Annotated in this window: 15 protein-coding genes; 6 read left to right on the forward strand and 9 right to left on the reverse strand. The window is 66.4% G+C overall.

What is annotated here, in order from left to right; translation table 11 throughout:
- Positions 1 to 249: 249 nt before the first annotated feature.
- The 6 genes from LN450_RS02470 to xanC are packed head-to-tail and all read right to left on the reverse strand — an operon-like array spanning position 250 to position 3,884.
- On the reverse strand, positions 250 to 897 hold the full coding sequence (locus LN450_RS02470; protein ID WP_011348970.1) for a LolA-related protein: 648 nt from the start codon (positions 895 to 897) through the stop codon (positions 250 to 252).
- The gene (locus tag LN450_RS02475; RefSeq protein ID WP_008571161.1) at positions 821 to 1,795 is read right to left on the reverse strand and encodes a lysophospholipid acyltransferase family protein; all 975 of its coding nucleotides are present in this window, start codon (positions 1,793 to 1,795) and stop codon (positions 821 to 823) included. The genes LN450_RS02470 and LN450_RS02475 overlap by 77 nt, the downstream gene beginning before the upstream one ends.
- Complete coding sequence (locus LN450_RS02480; protein ID WP_011348971.1) at positions 1,792 to 2,079, reverse strand: ApeI family dehydratase; 288 nt, start codon at positions 2,077 to 2,079, stop codon at positions 1,792 to 1,794. The genes LN450_RS02475 and LN450_RS02480 overlap by 4 nt, the downstream gene beginning before the upstream one ends.
- An 11-nt stretch (positions 2,080 to 2,090) precedes the next feature.
- The gene (locus LN450_RS02485; protein WP_011348972.1) at positions 2,091 to 2,840 is read right to left on the reverse strand and encodes a lysophospholipid acyltransferase family protein; all 750 of its coding nucleotides are present in this window, start codon (positions 2,838 to 2,840) and stop codon (positions 2,091 to 2,093) included.
- Positions 2,841 to 2,893: 53 nt separating this feature from the next.
- Positions 2,894 to 3,577 carry a COG4648 family protein gene (locus LN450_RS02490; protein ID WP_008571156.1) on the reverse strand — a complete coding sequence of 228 codons (684 nt, stop codon included), beginning with the start codon at positions 3,575 to 3,577 and terminating at the stop codon, positions 2,894 to 2,896.
- 37 nt (positions 3,578 to 3,614) lie between these two features.
- The gene (gene xanC / locus LN450_RS02495; protein ID WP_005914783.1) at positions 3,615 to 3,884 is read right to left on the reverse strand and encodes a xanthomonadin biosynthesis acyl carrier protein XanC; all 270 of its coding nucleotides are present in this window, start codon (positions 3,882 to 3,884) and stop codon (positions 3,615 to 3,617) included.
- Between the two features lie 303 nt (positions 3,885 to 4,187).
- Here xanC and LN450_RS02500 point away from each other — a divergent pair, with 303 nt between their 5' ends.
- Together LN450_RS02500 and LN450_RS02505 are read left to right on the forward strand one after the other, a co-directional pair.
- Positions 4,188 to 5,534, forward strand: a complete 1,347-nt coding sequence (locus LN450_RS02500) for an NAD(P)/FAD-dependent oxidoreductase (RefSeq protein WP_039418047.1) — start codon at positions 4,188 to 4,190, stop codon at positions 5,532 to 5,534.
- Entirely contained in the window at positions 5,534 to 6,541 is a 1,008-nt protein-coding gene (locus LN450_RS02505; RefSeq protein WP_008571153.1) for a chorismate transformation FkbO/Hyg5 family protein, read from the forward strand. Before LN450_RS02500 ends, LN450_RS02505 begins: the two co-directional genes overlap by 1 nt.
- 305 nt (positions 6,542 to 6,846) lie before the next feature.
- Here the strand turns inward: LN450_RS02505 and LN450_RS02510 are convergent, their stop codons facing one another.
- Entirely contained in the window at positions 6,847 to 8,190 is a 1,344-nt protein-coding gene (locus LN450_RS02510; protein WP_011348976.1) for an AMP-binding protein, read from the reverse strand.
- 590 nt (positions 8,191 to 8,780) lie between these two features.
- Between LN450_RS02510 and LN450_RS02515 the strand changes: the two genes are divergently transcribed.
- The 4 genes from LN450_RS02515 (at position 8,781) to hemF (ending at position 14,180) form a co-directional block, all read left to right on the forward strand.
- Positions 8,781 to 11,141, forward strand: coding sequence for a S9 family peptidase (locus tag LN450_RS02515; RefSeq protein WP_041855091.1), 2,361 nt, complete (start codon positions 8,781 to 8,783; stop codon positions 11,139 to 11,141).
- A 430-nt stretch (positions 11,142 to 11,571) separates the two neighbouring features.
- Positions 11,572 to 12,288, forward strand: coding sequence for a hypothetical protein (locus LN450_RS02520; protein WP_039418043.1), 717 nt, complete (start codon positions 11,572 to 11,574; stop codon positions 12,286 to 12,288).
- Complete coding sequence (locus LN450_RS02525) at positions 12,285 to 12,878, forward strand: hypothetical protein (RefSeq protein WP_011348981.1); 594 nt, start codon at positions 12,285 to 12,287, stop codon at positions 12,876 to 12,878. The genes LN450_RS02520 and LN450_RS02525 overlap by 4 nt, the downstream gene beginning before the upstream one ends.
- 402 nt (positions 12,879 to 13,280) lie before the next feature.
- Positions 13,281 to 14,180, forward strand: coding sequence for an oxygen-dependent coproporphyrinogen oxidase (gene hemF, locus LN450_RS02530; protein ID WP_008571148.1), 900 nt, complete (start codon positions 13,281 to 13,283; stop codon positions 14,178 to 14,180).
- Positions 14,181 to 14,248: 68 nt separating this feature from the next.
- Here hemF and LN450_RS02535 read toward each other — a convergent pair whose 3' ends face one another.
- Entirely contained in the window at positions 14,249 to 14,506 is a 258-nt protein-coding gene (locus LN450_RS02535) for a hypothetical protein (RefSeq protein WP_175393264.1), read from the reverse strand.
- A 517-nt stretch (positions 14,507 to 15,023) separates the two neighbouring features.
- Positions 15,024 to 17,825 (reverse strand): DNA polymerase I, encoded by a 2,802-nt coding sequence (polA, locus tag LN450_RS02540; protein ID WP_011348983.1) that lies wholly within the window; start codon positions 17,823 to 17,825, stop codon positions 15,024 to 15,026.
- Positions 17,826 to 17,869 lie beyond the last annotated feature (44 nt).

Raw genomic sequence — 17,869 nt, forward strand, 5'->3', positions numbered from 1 at the left:
ATCGCCAGTGACCTTGAGCGTCTCGCTCAACCAGAAGCCAGCCACTGCCAGCAGGGCCAGCCAAAACAGCGCCAGGCCGATGCGGCGGTTTGCGTTCAATTCAAGCGCCATGGCATGCATATCCTGCTGCAGCGGCCGAACGCCCGCCGGCCGCACGCGCGACATCGGTCGTTATTGGCAACGTGCGGGTTTCAGCTGCGAAGGGTGTGATGTGTTTAGAGACGACCGGCGCAACCATCCCGCGCGCGGTCACGCGCCCGAACCGTGGCAGAGCGCGGTCAGCGCGGCGGCATCGGTCACGCCGGCGGCCGCGCGCGCGGCACCGGCCAGCAGGGTGCGCTGCATGTCGCCCTTGGCGGGCACGCTTTCGATACACCGCAGTTCGTCGTTGCCTCCGTACAGGCGCAATTCGTGCACCTGCTTGGCCACGGCAGCGTCCTTGGGCTGCAGCGTCAGCTGCCAGGCCTGCGGCTGGCCCTGCCCACTGACGCGGTAGTGCTGCTCCAGCAGCGCGCGGTCGCCGGACAGCAACGCGCCGAAGCCGGACTTCAAACCGGCCAGCTCGGGCACGCGGCTCAACGAGAAACGGCGTGGCGATTTGCCTTCGCGTTCCAGCACGCCTTCGTCACCGGTCAGCGTGGTGGTTTCGTGGTACGGCGCACTGACCTCGCGCACCAGGGTCTGCGCGTCCGGGCGACGGTAGTGTCCTTCCACGCGCAACGGCGTCTTCAGCAAGGCCGAGCCGCGCAATTCGACGAATTCGGTGCTGACCGGTGCGGGGTGCGCCAGGCGCTGCAGCACCTGCCCGACGTCCAGCGTCTCAGGCGGTGCGGCGCATAGCGGTGCGGCGCTGAACAGCAGTATCAGCATCCACGGCAGGGTGCGGCACATCGGCATGGTGGGTGTTCCAGAAATCGTAGAAGTTGAACCAGTTGTACGGCGCGTAGCAGGTGTAATGTTCCAGCCTGGCAGCGTAATCGCGCATGAGTACCGCAAGCACCGGGGCGCGCTGACGACGCGGCACGTCCAGGCCTTCGCTGAAGGTCTCGAACGCCAGCTCGTAGTGATTGCCGCCGTGATACAGGCCGAACGCCAGCACCACCGGCACCTTGAGCGCCGCGGCGATCAACCACGGCGAGGTCGGGAACATCGCATTGCGGCCCAGGAACATCGCCGGCAGCGCCGGGTCGCCTTCGCGCGGACGATCGATCAGCAGCGCCACCAGCGCACCGGCATCGGTGGCTTCCTTGATCGCCATGACGATCGAGGTCGCATCCATGCCGGCATCGATGATGTTGGCGGCCAGCTGCGGGTTGAGCGCCCCCAGCAGGTCGGTCATGGCGCGGTTGTGCGCCTTGTCCAGCACCACCTTGACCTGCACGTCCGGGCGCTCGGTGGCCAGCACGCGCAGCGCATCGAAGCTGCCCAGGTGCGAGCCGAAGATCAGCACGCCGCGGCCACGGTCCATTTGCGTGTGCAGTTGATCCAGGCCGGTGATGTCCACGCGGAAGCGCTGCATCTGCCCGCACAGCATGTACACCCGGTCCAGGATGGTCGAGGCGAAGGTATGGATGTGCCGCGCCACATCGCGCAGCGTGGCCGGGCGGCCCAGCACCCGCGCCAGGTAGGCACGCGAGGCGGCACGCTCGGGGCCACGCACCAGCAGGAAGTACAGCGTGATCGGATACAGCAGCGCACGCCCCACCGCACGTCCGGCGTGCCGTGCAATGCCGCGAATCAGCCACAACGCAAAGCGCCCGCCACCTTCCGGACGCTGTTTCCAGTGCTTGCTCATGCCGCCGCCTCGGCCACCAGTTCGCCGCTGACCAGCAACGCCTCGGCGCGCTGCACGCGGAAGCGCCAGCGCGGGCCATCGCCTTCCAGCGTGACCGACGCGGTCTGGCCGGGCAGCAAGGGTTGCACGAATTTCACCTGCGGCAGGCGCATGGCCGCGCGCGGACCATGCAGGGCTTCCACCGCCTGCAGCACATGGTCGAGCACGACCACGCCAGGCACCACGGGACGGCCCGGGAAATGTCCGGGCAGGCAGGGATGATCATGCGGCACAACGAAATCCATAAGCGCAGAACTCAGATCCTGGGTTGAAGCATTGCAGCCACGGCCTTGTGTGCCTGCTCGGTCAATTGTTGGCGATCCGGCGCATCCGGCCCGGTCACCGCGATCGGCGCACCGATCCGCACGCGGATGATGCCCGGCCTCACCCTGAACAGGCCATCGACCGGCAAGACCTTGCCGCAGCCATCCAGCGCCACCGGCACCACCTGCACGCCAGCATCGATAGCGGCCTGCAGTAGCCCGGCCTTGAATGGCAATAATGCGCCGGTACGGCTGCGGGTGCCTTCGGGAAACAGACACAACTGTTTGCCCTCGCGCAGCAATGCGGCCGCCTGGCGCCGCACCAGCGCCCCTGCCCTGCGGCTGTCGCGGTCCAAAAACAGCATGCCGGCGGCGCGCGCATACCAGTTCACGAACGGCACCTTGCGCATTTCTTCCTTGAGTAAAAAACGCAGCGGCACCGGCAAGGCATGGAACAGCGCGCAAATGTCGATGATCGACTGGTGGTTGCTCGCGAACAGATAGTTCTTGGACCAATCCACCCGCTCGCGCCCTTCCACGATGACGGTGGCGCCCGCACCGCGGAACAGCACCGGCGCCCACATCCAGCTGCCCATGCGCAGCAGGCGGTCGGCATCGCGCGTGATCGCCAGCGATGCCAATGCGTAGACGATGCCGCCAGCGGTAAAGGCCAGCGTGAACGCCAATTGCAACAGGTTGAACACAGCCCACGCCAGGCGCGACGGCATCCTTGCCAACGGCATTTTTGTCTTGTCCCCGAAAATATGCACGTCCGTCGCTGCCCCAGGCCACGCACTCAGCGCAGCAGATCGCGCCAGAAATCCGGCCCAAGCCGCGCCATCTGACGCAAGAAGTCTGGCAGATTACGATAGGGGCGCTGTGGAAACCAGCGGCCACGCAATAGATATTCCCCAACGAAGAAGCCGCCAATCACCCCATAGGCGAGCAGATTGGCGAACAACGAGGCGCGCGCGTCGCTGATCGGCAACGGCGAGGCATGACCCAGCTGCGCGAGCACGCCGCTGGGCTCGGCGCACAGACCCAGCACCAGATTGGCCAGGGTCAGGCCGCACAGCAGCACTGCCCAGGCCAGCGTGAGGCGGCGCGTATAGCGGCGTTGTTCGGGCGTGATCAGCATGCCGGCCTGGCCGTACAGGCCCTCGACGATGCGCGTGATCAGCGGCGTGCGTCCGGCCCGCAGGCTGCGCCCGAAAAACCAGGCCACCCAACCGGTAAATACCACCGGCGGCGCCGCCAGCACCAACATCGCATACGGCGAATGCCACAGCGCGCCCAGCCCGGCAAGCAGCAACAGCGCCAACGCCCAGGCCCAGGGCCGACGCGCAACCATCGGCTCGATCAACACCATCAGCACCAGCAAACCACCGGCGATGACGGCCAATTCCGGGCGGTGACTGGCATTGGCCCAATGCGCCAACGGCGAATACGCCACCGCCAGCAGAACGCCCAGCCCCAGCACCCACGCGGGTGCGTCGGGGGATGGCGCAGTTGGCAGATCAGACGGTCTTGTTGGCTTGGACATGCGCCGACAGTGCGCGCAGCGACGCGAAGATGCGACGGTTTTCGTCGTTGTCAGAGCGCAGCTGGAAGCCGTAGCGCTTGCTGATCGCCAGCGCCAGTTCCAGGGCGTCGATCGAGTCCAGCCCCAGCCCGGTATTGAACAGCGGCGCCTCCGGATCGATGTCGGCGGGTTGGACGTCTTCCAGGTTCAGACTTTCGACCAGGAGTTCGGCCAGTTCACGTTCGGCAGCGGTTTGCGAGGACATCCAGGATTTCCACAGGTCAGGGTCGGGCAACAAGAGTGAGAACAAGCAGGAGCAGCGCGGACGAGCATCGGCATGCATGAGCGTCGCGCCGGGCCGTAGTGTACGTTGCCGCCGCTGCCAATCCGAGCATCTGCCGCGCGGCTGGCCGGTGCCTGCACGTGCTGCCGGTCGTTCTTCACATATGAATCGGCGGGCCGCAAGCTGGCCGGGCCGCCTGTCAGGCTATCATGACTGCATGACGCTCGCCCGCCGCAGGTTCGTTCCAGGATGACTTCCACCGCTGTTCGCCTTACCCCGACCGCCATGCCGGCAGCCGGGCCGGCTCCCGGACCGGAGTGTCCGGATGTCCTGATCGTCGGCGGCGGCCCGGCTGGCTGCACCGCGGCCATCGCACTTGCCGAGCTCGGTTGGTCCGTGACCCTGCTCGAGAAGGCGCAGCACCCGCGCTTTCATATCGGCGAGTCCTTGCTGCCGATGAACATGCCGATTCTTGAACGCCTTGGCGTGCTGCAAGACGTGCGCGCCATCGGCGTGCTGAAGCGTGGGGCGGATTTTCCCAACGACAGCGGCGGCTACAACACGTTCCGTTTCTCCCACGCGCTCGATGCCAAAGCCGATTTCGCCTTCCAGGTGCCACGTGCGCAATTCGACCACGTGCTGTTCCAGCGTGCGCGTGCGGTGGGCGTGGATGCACGCGAGCAGGTCTGCGTGGAGCAGGTCGCATTCGACGGCGAACAACCGGTGCTGCAGGCACGCACGGCAGACGGTGGCGTGCAGCAGTTCCGCCCGCGCTATCTGCTCGATGCCAGCGGCCGCGACACCTTTCTGGGCAACCGCCTCAAGCTCAAACGCGCCAATGCAACGCATCAGTCGGCCGCGGTGTTCAGCCATTTCCGCGGCGTGACGCGACGCCCGGGCGAGGATGCCGGCAACATCAGCATCTACCGGCATGCGCACGGCTGGATGTGGCTGATTCCGCTGCCGGACGACATCATGAGCGTGGGCGCGGTCTGCTACCCGGAGTACATGAAGACCCGCAAGGGCGACAGCGAGGGCTTCTTGATGCGCACGCTGGCGCTCAATGCCGAGCTCAACGCGCGCATGCTCGGCGCCGAGCGCGTGGCGCCGGTGCATGCCACCGGCAATTACGCCTACGAATGCACGCGCATGGCCGGGCCGCGCTGGTTGATGCTGGGCGATGCCTATACTTTTGTCGACCCGATGTTTTCCTCTGGCGTGTTCCTGGCCATGCACAGCGCCGAACGTGGCGCGGCGATGGTGGATGCGGCACTGCGCGTACCGCAGTCGGAGGCGAAACTGCAGCGCGCCCTGCAGCGCGAACTGACGCGCGGTGTGGATGAATTCAAGTGGTTCATCTACCGCTTCACTTCGCCCACCATGCGCGCCTTGTTCGCGCACCCGCAAAACACCTGGCAGGTGGAACAGGCGGTGGTGGCAATGCTGGCCGGCGATGTCTTCGACGCCCCCAAAGTCCGCATCCGCCTGCGCGCCTTTCGCGCCCTGTACGCACTCACCACCTTGTCGATGATGCCGCGCGCCTGGCAGTCGTGGCGCCATCGCCGGCGTCAGGCCAAGCTCGGCTTCGACGGCGACACCTTGCAATGCGACACGCAACAACGAGACGCTTAATGACCGCTTCCCAGGCCCAGACAACGCACGCCGTGCGCCATCCCCGGCTGCAGGTCGACTATGTCGACCAGACCGACCCTGCCGTGCTGCTGACCGACCCGCAGGTGCTGGCCGTGTTCGGCTTCGGCGATGCGGCGCCGCGCCTGCACGACCCGCGTTATCTGCGCGTGCCGCTGCAGCCATACCAGGCAAGCGTGCTGGAAGTGTGGCGCACCGATGCGCCGGTGAGCAGCGGCCGCGATGGCAACATCGCCTGGTCCAGCGATGGGCACCTGCAGTTCGGCGTGATCGAGATCGACGAGCAGGATGTCGATATCGAAGAAGCCGCTGCCAGGGCATATGCGGAAATCACCGCCTTCGTCAGCAACGGCCAGACGCCGCGGTTGCTGCGGATCTGGAATTACCTCGACGCCATCACCCTGGGCAGCGGCGATCGCGAACGTTACCGGCAGTTCTGCGTGGGCCGTGCACGCGGGTTGGGCGCATTCGACACCGCGCAGTTGCCGGCGGCCACCGCCGTGGGCCGTTGCGATGCCGAGCGCATCATCCAGATCTACTGGCTGGCCGCCACCAATGCCGGCACGCCGCTGGAAAACCCGCGCCAGGTCAGTGCCTACCACTACCCGCGCCAGTACGGCCCGCAGCCGCCCAGTTTCGCCCGTGCCATGCTGCCACCGGCCGGCAGCGACATGCCGCTGCTGCTGTCAGGCACCGCTGCGGTGGTGGGCCACGCCTCGATGCACACCGGCCAATTGCTGGCGCAGCTGGAAGAAACCTTCGCCAACTTCGACGCCCTGCTTGGCGCCGCGCGTCAGCATGCACCGGCGTTACCGGCGCAGTTCGGCGCCGGCACCCGCCTGAAAGTCTATGTGCGCGAGCGCGACGACCTGCCCCGGGTTGCGCAGGCACTGGATGCCCGCTTCGGCGATGCGGTCCCGCGCCTGCTGCTGCACGCCGTGATCTGCCGCGATGAGCTGGCGGTGGAGATCGATGGGGTGCATGGGTGATGCCACGTGCCGCGGAGGCCATCTGCGGCGATCGATCGAGCAGCGCCCACGGATGGCGCGATGCGGGCTGACCTGATGCGGGCATTCGTGCCGCGCATCTGTGACCCCGCATCGAAGGCGCCACACAGGTGCCGATGAACGCCGCCAACACCGCTGCGCTGACGACCAGCAAGGCGGCAACGCTCTGTGGCCTGCGTCGACCACGCCTGCCCGCGCGTTCTTCGCGCTGTGTCTGCGACCATTCATCGCCACGCTGACTGTCGCGTCCATGACGCCTGCTGCTGCGCGCACGTGGCAGGCCACGCTCAGCCGTTGAGCAATCCCAGCACCACATCGCGCGGCAGCTTGCCGGTTTCGTTGCGTGGCAAGGCGGCGACCTTGCGCAGGCGGCGCGGCAGGAAGACCGGGTCCACGCTGACTCGGAGCGCGGCCAGCACCTGGGCTTCGTCGAGGGTGGGGGCAACCACCAGCGCGGCGATGCGGCCGACCGCCTGGCCGGGGTCGGGCGCGAGCTGCACGATGGTCCCGTCGATGACGCCGGGAATGGCGAGCAAGCGCCGGGTCAGATCGGCCAGCGATGCGCGCTTTCCGGCGATTTCCAGCAGGTCGGCCTGGCGGCCGCGCACCTGGAAGCGGCCGTCGTCGGCCACGTCCATCATGTCGGCCAGCAGCACCGGCGTGGCCAGATGCGGCGCATGCACCAGGGTGCCTGCAGCCTGCGTTTCCAGGCGCACGCCGGGCAGAGGCGTCCACGCCGCTTCCAGCGCCGTACGGCGCACGGCGAACACGCAGGTTTCGGTGGAGCCGAACATCTCGCGCACCTCACCGCCGAAACGCGCTTCGGCGGCAGCGGCGATCTCCGGCGCCAGCGGCGCGGTGGCCGACACGATGCCGGCCAGCGGCGGCAGCGCCACGCCGGATTCGACCAACGCACGCAGATGCACCGGTGTGGTCACCAAGACACGCGGCGCGGGAATATCGGCCAGTGCACGTGCCACGTCATCCGGAAAGAACGGGCGCCCGGCGTGCACCGCCAGCGTGGTCACCATCGGCAGCAGCACCGACAACTCCATGCCGTACATGTGCTGCGGCGGCACGGTGGCGACCACGTGCGGGACGGCATCGGTGTGCGTCCACAGACTTTGCAGCGCAACCAGATCCTGGCGCGTGCTGGTCAAAAAACTGCCCCATGTCTTGGGATTGGGTTGCGGGCTGCCCGTGCTGCCGGAGGTGAAACCGATCGCCACCAGCGCATCGTCGGCCAGCTGCGGAATCGGGCCCTGAGCCTGCGGCAACTCGGCCGGCAGCTGCCAGTACCGCGGCGGCGCCAGCTCCAGCGTCAGGTCGCCCAGACAATACGTATCGGCGTAACGCGCCTGCACTTCGCCCACGACTGCCGGCGCGCGCGAGGACGGCAGCAGCGAGACCTGCCCGCGCAGCGCACATGCATAGAACGCCACCATGAAACGATAGCGGTCCTCGCACAGATTCACCGCATGGCGGCCCGCGGGCAGCTGCTGCGCCAGGCCGTGCACGTGCGCGATGAAGGTCGCCAGATCGACCGACTGCCCCGCGCGCCAGGCCAGCGGCCGGTCGGGCGCACCAACAGCCATCGGATGGGAAATAGCGGGGGCAGGCAGGCTGGACATGGAAACCGACGGTCGCAAAAGCGCGCTAGCTTGGCCGCCACCTGCGCCGCTGGCAAGTCAGGGGTTTTCCTCTGCGACGCGCGAAGTGGATCGCCGCCGGGGTGTGGCATGCGGGTGGCCGGGCCAGTTGGTGTGCGACGCGCGCCTTGTGCGGCATGGCACATCATCGTCGCTGCACGCGGCAAGTCTTCACCAGTGCGTGGTTGCGCTGGGCAGTGCGATACGCCGACCGGCTGCAGGTGTGCAGGGCAGTCGTGCGGCGTCTCTGCCCAGTGCCTTTCATGCGAGATTTTCGTTGCGTTCGTTTGCGCGTGTGCCAGTTGAGCGCGTGGCGTTACCAGTGCCGTGGCGTTGAAGGATTCATTTGCGCTGTCGTGTCATGCAGCGCCGATGCCGCGCACCGCTCTCATCTGCGAGTCCATGCTTGCGCAGCGCAGGCCCATGGTCGCGCCCGCTCATTGCGCGCTTACAGGTGCTACCGGGCGCTGCATGCAGCCACGCACGCATGACCTGTGGCCCAAGCCTGCTGCGAAGGCGAACTGCTAGGCTTGCGCGCTCTCCTTTGCGTCCAGCCGTGTCCGATGCCTAGATTGTTGCCGTTGATCCTTCTGCTGCTGGCCACCACTGCGCATGCGCAGGCTGCCGCCCCGCTCACCATCGAACAGGCGATGGCCGACCCGGACTGGATCGGGCCGGCGGTGGACCAGGCCTGGTGGCAATGGGACGGCAAACAGGTGCAATACCTGCTCAAGCGCGATGGCAGCCCGGTGCGCGACACCTATCGCCAGGGCACCGGCGGCGGCACCGCCGAGCGTGTGGCCGATACCGCGCGCGCCGGCCTGGATGCGGCAAACCCCAGTTACGATGCCACCCGCCAGCGCATGCTGTTCGCACGTAACGGCGACATCTTCCTGCGCGATCTGCGCACAGGTGCGCTGACCCAGCTGACCCGCAGCAACGAGACCGAATCGCGTCCGCAGTTCGCCAGCGACGGCGGTGCGATCTGGCGCGCGGGCAACAATTGGTACCACTGGCGCGCCGACGGCGGCACCGCGCAGGTGGCGGTGGTCAAGGCCGAGCGCGACCCCAACGCCGCTCCCAAGGCCGACGTGCTGCGCGAGCAGCAACTGGCGACGCTGGCCACCTTGCGCCGCGACAAGGAGCAACGCGACGCGCTGCGCACGCAGGAAGACGCCTGGCGCCGCGCCGATGCCACGCGTGCGGCGGCGCCGGTGTATCTGGGCGATGAGGTGGAGATCGTCGACAGCGCGTTGTCGCCGGACGGCCGCCATCTGTTGGTGGTCACACAGGCCAAGAAGGCCGACGAAGGCCAGGCCGGCAAGATGCCCAGATACGTGACCGAATCCGGTTACGAAGAATTCCAGGAAGTGCGTACCCGTGTCGGCCGCAACGCCCCGGCAGCGCATGCGCTGTGGCTGGTGGATGTTGGCGCGGGCACGGCCAGATCGCTGTCGTTCGACCCACTCCCCGGCATCGCCACCGACCCGCTGGCGGCCTTGCGCAAGGCCGCCAAGCGCGACCCCCTGAAGGGCAACCGCGCGGTGCGCGTGGAAAGCGATGGCGACGGCAGCGGGCCGGCCGTGCACTGGAGCGATGACGGCCGCAACGTAGCGGTGGAAATTCGCGCGGTGGACAACAAGGACCGCTGGATCGCCAGCGTGGACCTGGACAACGCCAGGCTGCAGCCGCGTCACCGTTTGAGCGATAGCGCGTGGATCAGCTGGGACTTCAACGATTTCGGCTGGCTGCCCGACAACCGTACGCTGTGGCTGCTGTCGGAAGAATCCGGCTATTCGCAGCTGTACACCGTGGAAGGCAACGGCAAACCGCGCCAGCGCACGCGCGGCAAGTGGGAAGTGTCGATGCCGGTGGCCAGCGCCGACGGCAGCGGCATGTTCTTCCTGTGCAACCAGAAATGGCCGGGCGATTACGAAGTCTGCAAGCTCGATCTGCGCAACGATCAGCTCACCGAGATCACGGCGTTGAACGGTGTGGAAGGTTTCAGCCTCTCGCCCAACGGGCAGCAGTTGCTGGTGCGTTACTCCGGCAGCTATCTGCCGACCCAACTGGCCGTGGTACCGGCCACAGGCGGTCAGGCCACCGTGCTCACCGATACCCGCACGGCAGCCTTCAAGGCGCAGCCGTGGATTGCGCCGCAGTACGTGCAAATCCCGTCCAAACACGGTGCCGGCACGGTCTGGGGCAAGTATTACGGCCCCAAGACGCCCGAGCCGGGCAAGCAGTATCCGATCGTGATGTTCGTGCACGGCGCCGGGTATCTGCAGAACGTCTCCGAGCGCTACACCCCGTATTTCCGCGAGCAGATGTTCCACAACCTGCTGGTGCAGCAGGGCTACATCGTGCTGGACCTGGACTATCGCGCCTCCGAAGGCTACGGCCGCGATTGGCGCACGGCGATCTATCGCAACATGGGCCACCCCGAGCTAGAAGATTATCTGGATGGCCTGGACTGGCTGGTCGCCACCAAGCAGGGCGATCGCGCACGCGCCGGCATCTATGGCGGCTCGTACGGCGGCTTCATGACCTACATGGCGCTGTTCCGCAGCCCTGGCACGTTCAAGGCCGGGGCGGCGCTGCGCCCGGTCGGCGACTGGATGCAGTACAACCACGAGTACACCTCCAACATCCTCAACACGCCCGAGCTCGATCCGGAGGCCTACAAGATCTCCTCGCCGATCAATTACGCCGAGGGCTTGCGCGACCACCTGCTGATCGCCCACGGCATGATCGACGACAACGTGTTCTTCAAGGATTCGGTGGACATGACGCAGAAGTTGATCGAGCTGCACAAGGACAACTGGCAGGTGGCGCCGTATCCGCTGGAGCGCCACGGCTTTACGCGCGCCGATTCGTGGCTGGACGAGTACAAGCGCATCCTCGAGCTGTTCAATGAGCAGGTGAAGCCGTAGAGCATGCCAGGTACTTCGAGGTGAGGGCGAAGCGTCCTGTGGCGCGTCGAGACAGGGCGTGCGCCTTGCCCACGGGTTGGCCGCCAGCGGCACGGAGCGGGCGTTGCGCGTCTTGCACGCAGATGCCGGGGTCAGGCCATCTCGCAGTCACGATGCGCCCTCACCACCCGCGCAGAACGTGACCGATCCGGCCATCCGCAGCGACGCTGCGATCAGGATCAACGACGCGGCACGTGCGCGGGCAAAACCAACACCGGCATCTGGGTTGCTTCCCGCTCACCTGTTGCTACGCCAGTGGCTCTAAGCTTGGCGCAGGACCGGTAACGCGCCATCGCCGCACGCGTGCTGCTGCACCGGTCCGCCGCATGACCGGTGCGCCGCCGGCATGATGGCGCTTCCACTCACCACGGGCGCAGGGAAGGGAGACGCGATGGGCCTGTGGGACCGTTTGTTTGGACGCAAGAGCACTGCGGCAAACACGCCGCGCACGGCACCGACGGCTGCGCCTGTCGCTGCCGCAGACGTGTCGGAGGCGGTGGCCGAGATCGATCCCGCACTGCAACCGGCGCTGAGCGCGTTTCAGCGCGGCGACCATGTGGCTGCCTACAACGCTGCGCAGACGCAGCGCCACCTTGGTGCCGATGCGCAGCGCCTGTGCGCGCTGTCGTTGAGCGCGCTGGACCGCTATCGCGAGGCCTACCCGTACTGGCTGGCGCTGTACGCGCTGGAGCCCACCGCACACAACGCACTGCAGCTGGCAACCACCTCGGTGATGTGCAACGAGATCGCCCAGGGCGAGCAGTGGTTGCTGACCTTCGACGATCTCAATGCACAGGAGCGGTCCACCTCGCCGGCGACCGCGCGTACCAGCTTCCTCACCGCGCTCACCCGCGCCGGCCACGGGGCGCACGCGCTGCCGCACCTGGAATGGCTGCGCGAGGCATACACTGGCATGTCCATTACCGACAGCCATTTCCTGTACGTGCGCGGGCTGCCGTTTCTCGAAGCCTTTCTTGAGCGCAGCACGCCGCTGTTGCGCCAATGCCTGCCAGCCGACGCAGTGCCCGAGTGGTACGCGCACCTGCAACCTGCGCTGGATCCGCCCGGGCAGGCGATGGTGGCTGCCCACATCGCATCGCTACGATGAGCGCCGTCCGGCCAGCATCGGCGCGCCAGCGCGGTGGCTTCGTCACTCCGCTGGCGTGGGTTTCCCTGTTGCTGGGGGCGGTCAGCGTGCTGGCCAATCTGATGCAGATCGCAATGATCGCAATGATCGCACTGGCGCCAGGTGCGGCATCGCTAGGGCTGCCCGAAGGCATCACCCTGCCCCCCTCCTGGCAATGGCTGATCAATCACGCGCTGTCGTTATCGGTCGCCGGCGTGGTGCTCTCGGCTGCGTTCTGCTGGTTGAGTTGGGCGCTGCTGCAGCGGCGCGAGTGGGCAAGGCGTGGCTGCGTGGCGGTGTTGCTGGTGACCGGCCTGCTCAATTTCGGCGGACTGGCGTTGATCGGGCCCTTGTTCGACGGCGTGCAGACGCTGCTGCCCGCCGATGTGCTGCAAAGCCCGGAGTGGCCGCAGATGCAGGCACGTTTGCAGGCCACACAACAAATGGCACTGGTCCTCACCGGCCTGGGTGCGCTGGCGATCGGCTGCGTCCACGCAGCATTGGCATGGCGGCTGTGCACGCCCGCTGTCCGCGCGGAGTTTTCGCAAGCTGAGCGACTTGATAGCCGGTAAGGACGCTGCAGCCTGCAGCAGTTCAGCTGCCTTGCAACGAATTATGCCTCGCTCGCCAGTTGCGCATCGAAAACTGAGAGCTTGCGTGTGCGGTTGCCTGGCTATCTTCAAGCCCAGCTCGAATGCACGGCGCCCGCATCGCTCGCGGCACACGCCGTGAGCCCATCCTTGCGGCAAGGACACTGCACCACACGTTGGTCGGCAGTTTATGAAGTAGCTCCTGATACGGAAACGGCGCTGTAGAACAAGCGAGTCTCGCCCGTCGGTTGCGCTGGCATACGACCATCTCGACTGGTCATTGCCCAGCGGTGATCACTGCGCCGTCATCCCGCATCGCACTGCGACAAACGGGCGCGCTTGCGCGGGATGCACCGCGCGGAGCGCACGGCTTAGAATTGGGACATGAACGAATTCGACCGTGTACGCGATTATCTGACCGACCTGCAGGACCGCATCTGCGCCGCTGTGGAAGCTGCCGACGGTAAGGCACGCTTCGCCGAGGACCTTTGGAAGCGCGAGGAAGGCGGCGGTGGCCGTACCCGCATCCTCCGCGACGGCGCGGTGTTCGAGCAGGCCGGCATCGGTTTTTCGGATGTGTCCGGTACGCGCCTGCCGCCGTCGGCCAGTGCGCACCGGCCCGAGCTTGCCGGTGCGACCTGGCGTGCATGCGGCGTCTCGTTGGTGTTTCATCCGCACAACCCGTATATCCCGACCACGCACATGAACGTGCGCTACTTCCGCGCCGAGCGCGATGGCGAGGTGGTGGCCGCCTGGTTTGGCGGTGGCTTCGACCTGACTCCGTTCTATCCCTTCGATGAGGATGTGCAGCACTGGCACCGCGTTGCACAGGCGCTGTGCGAGCCGTTTGGCCAAGAGCGCTATGCCGCGCACAAGCGTTGGTGCGACGAATACTTTTTCCTGCGCCACCGCAATGAAACGCGTGGCGTGGGCGGGCTGTTCTTCGACGATCTGGGTCAGGATTTCGAGCGCGACTTCGCCTACCAGCGCGCAGTGGGCGATGGCTTTCTGGATGCGTACATACCAATCGTGCAGCGGCGCAAGGACACACCCTACGGCGAGCGCGAACGCGAGTTTCAGTTGTACCGTCGTGGGCGCTACGTGGAATTCAATCTGGTCTACGACCGCGGCACCCTCTTTGGATTGCAGAGCGGTGGGCGCGCCGAGAGCATCCTGATGAGTTTGCCGCCGCGGGTGCGCTGGGAGTACGGCTTCACGCCGGAGCCGGGCAGCGCCGAAGCGCGGCTGGCCGATTACCTGATTCCACGCGACTGGCTCGGTTGATCGAAACGCCGCCGTAAGGCGTGGCGTGCTGGCGGACGTCCACGCAGGCGGTGGCATTGGCGGGCACGTTACAGCGCGTCGCGATCAAGTGCGTTGCCTGCTGACGGCTCGATCCACTGCGCGTCATCGGTGCGCCAGGCTGCCTGGAGACAGCGGCCGCACAGGTGCGGATTGCGCGACGTGACGGCGCCCTGGTCCTTGGCAGAATGAAACTCGCCCACCAGCGCCGGCTCGGCGGCGCGCATGGCAAGCGAGCGCAAACGCGACAATAGTGAATCGATAGATGAATACGCGCGCGGCCGGCCTATAAACTGAATGAGCAGCATGGCCTCGTACCGCCGTCGCAGCATGCTCTCTGCATCGCCGCACCCGACGATTGAGCGGGCATTTACGCTGCAACGCGGCATGCATTTGAGCTTGGCGCAAAGCGAACGCGTTGCCTGCGCGGGGTCTTGGAGTGGTGTCGCTACACGCCACGCGCCCTGCGCACACCGAAGGCACCTGCAGCATCGCTGTTAACGCTGCAGCGCTTGCGCATAGTGGAAGGACACAAATAAAAAGCCCCGCAGACCAGGGGGAGGTCGGCGGGGCCAGGGAACGGAAACTTGGGGAGGAGTTTCCGCTCCGAGATCTGCTCCAGGGGATGGGAGAGATCTACCGACAGGCGTTGCGCCCGTCGAGGGATATAACAACATTTTCTACATTGATGGATCGTGAAGATAACTGTTAAAAAAATGTAGAATTTAGGGGGTATTCATTCCATTAACTCAGCTGAATTCACATTATGTTTGGAACGGATTATTGCTGATCTGCGTATTCAGCATATCGCAGCCATTCACCGCATCAATGCGCTTGGTCCCAATTATCGCCAACGCCCGAATCCACCACCAACGGCACGCGTAATTCAGCTGCGCCCGCCATGCGCGTGGTGACCTCGCTCAGTAGCGTATCGACGAAATCGATATCGGCTTCGAACACCAGTTCGTCGTGCACCTGCAAGATCATCTTCGCGCGTTGCGCGTGGTTGGCGATCCAGCCGTCCACGTTGACCATGGCGCGCTTGATGATATCTGCGGCGGTGCCCTGCATCGGCGCGTTGATGGCGGCGCGCTCGGCACCGGCACGCTGGCCCTGGCTGCCGGCATTGATGAAGTCCAGATAAAGCCGGCGCCCGAACACCGTTTCCACGTAGCCCTTGTCGCGCGCCTGCTGGCGGGTGGTTTCCATGAAGTCGCGCACGCCCGGGTAACGGCTGAAGTACAGCGCGATGTAGTCCTGCGCCTCGCCGCGGCCGATACCGAGCTGACGGGCCAGGCCGAAGGCGCTCATGCCGTACATCAGGCCGAAGTTGATGGCCTTGGCGGCGCGGCGCTCATCGCCGCTGACGGTGTCGATGGTGCGGCCGAACACTTCGGCGGCGGTGGCGCGGTGGACGTCGGCGCCGGATTCGAACGCGCCCACCAGTCCGGGGTCGCCGGACAGGTGCGCCATGATGCGCAGCTCGATCTGCGAATAGTCGCAGGCGATCAGCTTGCGTCCGGCCGGGGCGACGAAGGCGCGGCGGATGCGACGACCGTCTTCGGTGCGGATCGGGATGTTCTGCAGGTTCGGATCGGACGAGGACAGCCGCCCGGTGGCGGCGCCGGCCTGGTGGTAGCTGGTGTGCACGCGCCCGGACTGCGGGTGGACCATCTCCGGCAGCTTGTCGGTGTAGGTGCTGCGCAGCTTGGCCAGGCCACGGTATTCCAGGATGACCCGCGGCAGCTCGTGCTGGTCGGCGATGGCTTCCAGTGCTTCTTCGTTGGTCGAGGGCTGGCCCTTGGGCGTCTTGACCACGGCGGGGAGCTTGAGTTCGTCGAACAGCAAGGCCTGCAGCTGCTTGGGCGAATCCAGGTTGAAGCTGCGCCCGGCCAGCTCGGTGGCTTTCTGCTGGGCAGCGAGCATGCGCTTGGACAGGTCCGCACTCTGGCGGCGCAGTTCGGCCGCATCCACGCACACACCGTTGGCTTCGATGCGGGCCAGCACGTCCACCAGCGGCATTTCGATGTCGCGGTAGACGCGCTCCAGGTCCGGTTCGCTGGCCAGCCGGGGGCCGAGCACGCGATGCAGGCGCAAGGTGATGTCGGCGTCCTCGGCGGCGTAGCGGGTGGCGTCTTCCAGGCTGATCTGGGCGAACGGGATCTGCTTGGCGCCCTTGCCGCAGACGTCTTCGTACTTGACGGTGTCGTAGCCGAGATAGCGCTTGGCCAGGCTGTCCATGTCGTGGCGGGCACTGCCGGAATTGAGCACGAAGCTCTCCAGCAGGGTGTCGTCGGCATAGCCGGCCAGCGCCACGCCATGCCGGCGCATCACGTGCAGGTCGTACTTGCCGTGCTGGCCGAGCTTGCGCACGGCCGGGTCGGTGAGCAGTGGCGCCAGTTGCGCCAATGCCTGGGTGCGGTCGAGTTGGGCCGGCGCACCGGGGAAGTGATGACCGAACGGCAGGTACGCCGCCTGGCCGGGCTCGGCCGCCACGCTCAGGCCGATCAAATCGGCTTGCAGCGGGTCCAGGCTGTCGGTTTCGGTATCGAAGGCGAACTGCCCGGCGGCACGCAGCCGCGCGATCCAGCTGTCGAGCTGCTCCTGGGTCAGGATGGTCTCGTACTGGCCGGGCGCCGACAGCGACGGATCGAGATCCACCGCGGCGTTGACGGGGCCGGAGACGAAGCCGGTGCCGCGCGCGCGGCCAGGCTCGGTGCGCGCAGTGGCAGCAGCAGCGCCCAGCGCCACCGGCTCGGCCAGCAGGCCCGCCTGGGCGGCCGCACCACCGAGTTCGCGCAGCGCCTGGGTGAAGCCGTAGCGGGCGTACAGCACCGCCAGCGCCTCGGCGTTGGGCTCGCGCAGGTCCAGCGCGCGCGGGCCGCTGGCCAGGGTGACATCGGTCTTGATGGTCACCAGCTCACGGTTGAGCGGCAGGCGTGGCAATGCGGCGCGCAGGTTGTCGCCGATCTTGCCCTTGATCTTGTCGGCGTTGGCGATGACGCCATCGAGCGAGTCGTATTCGGCCAGCCATTTGGCGGCGGTCTTGGGGCCGCACTTTTCCACGCCGGGCACGTTGTCGACGGTGTCGCCCATCAACGCCAGCAGGTCGACGATCTGATCGGGCCGCACGCCGAACTTGGCGATCACCGCCGCGTCCGAATCCATGCGGCTGCCGCTCATGGTGTTGACCAGTTCGATGCCCGGACGCACCAGCTGGGCGAAGTCCTTGTCGCCGGTGGAGATGGTGACCTGCAAGCCATCGGCGGCGCCCTGCAGCGCCAGCGTGCCGATCACATCGTCCGCTTCCACGCCATCGATGCGCAGGATGTCGATGCCCAACGCATGCACGATGTCGCACATCGGCTGCACCTGCGCGCGCAGGTCCTCGGGCATCGGGGGGCGGTTGGCCTTGTAGTCGGCATACAAGTCATCGCGAAATGTCTTGCCAGGCGCGTCCACCACGAACGCGACATAGGCCGGGCGCTCCTTCAAGGTGGCGCGCAGCATGTTGACCACGCCGAACAACGCACCGGTGGGCTCGCCCTGGGCATTGGTCAGCGGCGGAAGCGCGTGGAACGCGCGATACAGGTAACTGGACCCGTCGATCAGGACTAATCTGCTCATCGGGCGATTCTACGCTGCACGCCCAGGGCACACCGCGCCAGCGC

The organism is Xanthomonas euvesicatoria pv. euvesicatoria, from assembly GCF_020880415.1.
In the GTDB taxonomy this organism is placed as follows: domain Bacteria; phylum Pseudomonadota; class Gammaproteobacteria; order Xanthomonadales; family Xanthomonadaceae; genus Xanthomonas; species Xanthomonas euvesicatoria.

Coding starts and splice junctions, on each gene's coding strand:
- LN450_RS02470 (WP_011348970.1), bottom strand. CDS start 897: ATGCCGATGTGCCGCACCCTGCCGTGGATGCTGATACTGCTGTTCAGC.
- LN450_RS02475 (WP_008571161.1), bottom strand. CDS start 1,795: ATGAGCAAGCACTGGAAACAGCGTCCGGAAGGTGGCGGGCGCTTTGCG.
- LN450_RS02480 (WP_011348971.1), bottom strand. CDS start 2,079: ATGGATTTCGTTGTGCCGCATGATCATCCCTGCCTGCCCGGACATTTC.
- LN450_RS02485 (WP_011348972.1), bottom strand. CDS start 2,840: ATGCCGTTGGCAAGGATGCCGTCGCGCCTGGCGTGGGCTGTGTTCAAC.
- xanC (WP_005914783.1), bottom strand. CDS start 3,884: ATGTCCTCGCAAACCGCTGCCGAACGTGAACTGGCCGAACTCCTGGTC.
- LN450_RS02500 (WP_039418047.1), top strand. CDS start 4,188: ATGCCGGCAGCCGGGCCGGCTCCCGGACCGGAGTGTCCGGATGTCCTG.
- LN450_RS02505 (WP_008571153.1), top strand. CDS start 5,534: ATGACCGCTTCCCAGGCCCAGACAACGCACGCCGTGCGCCATCCCCGG.
- LN450_RS02510 (WP_011348976.1), bottom strand. CDS start 8,190: ATGTCCAGCCTGCCTGCCCCCGCTATTTCCCATCCGATGGCTGTTGGT.
- LN450_RS02520 (WP_039418043.1), top strand. CDS start 11,572: ATGGGCCTGTGGGACCGTTTGTTTGGACGCAAGAGCACTGCGGCAAAC.
- LN450_RS02525 (WP_011348981.1), top strand. CDS start 12,285: ATGAGCGCCGTCCGGCCAGCATCGGCGCGCCAGCGCGGTGGCTTCGTC.
- hemF (WP_008571148.1), top strand. CDS start 13,281: ATGAACGAATTCGACCGTGTACGCGATTATCTGACCGACCTGCAGGAC.
- LN450_RS02535 (WP_175393264.1), bottom strand. CDS start 14,506: ATGCTGCTCATTCAGTTTATAGGCCGGCCGCGCGCGTATTCATCTATC.
- polA (WP_011348983.1), bottom strand. CDS start 17,825: ATGAGCAGATTAGTCCTGATCGACGGGTCCAGTTACCTGTATCGCGCG.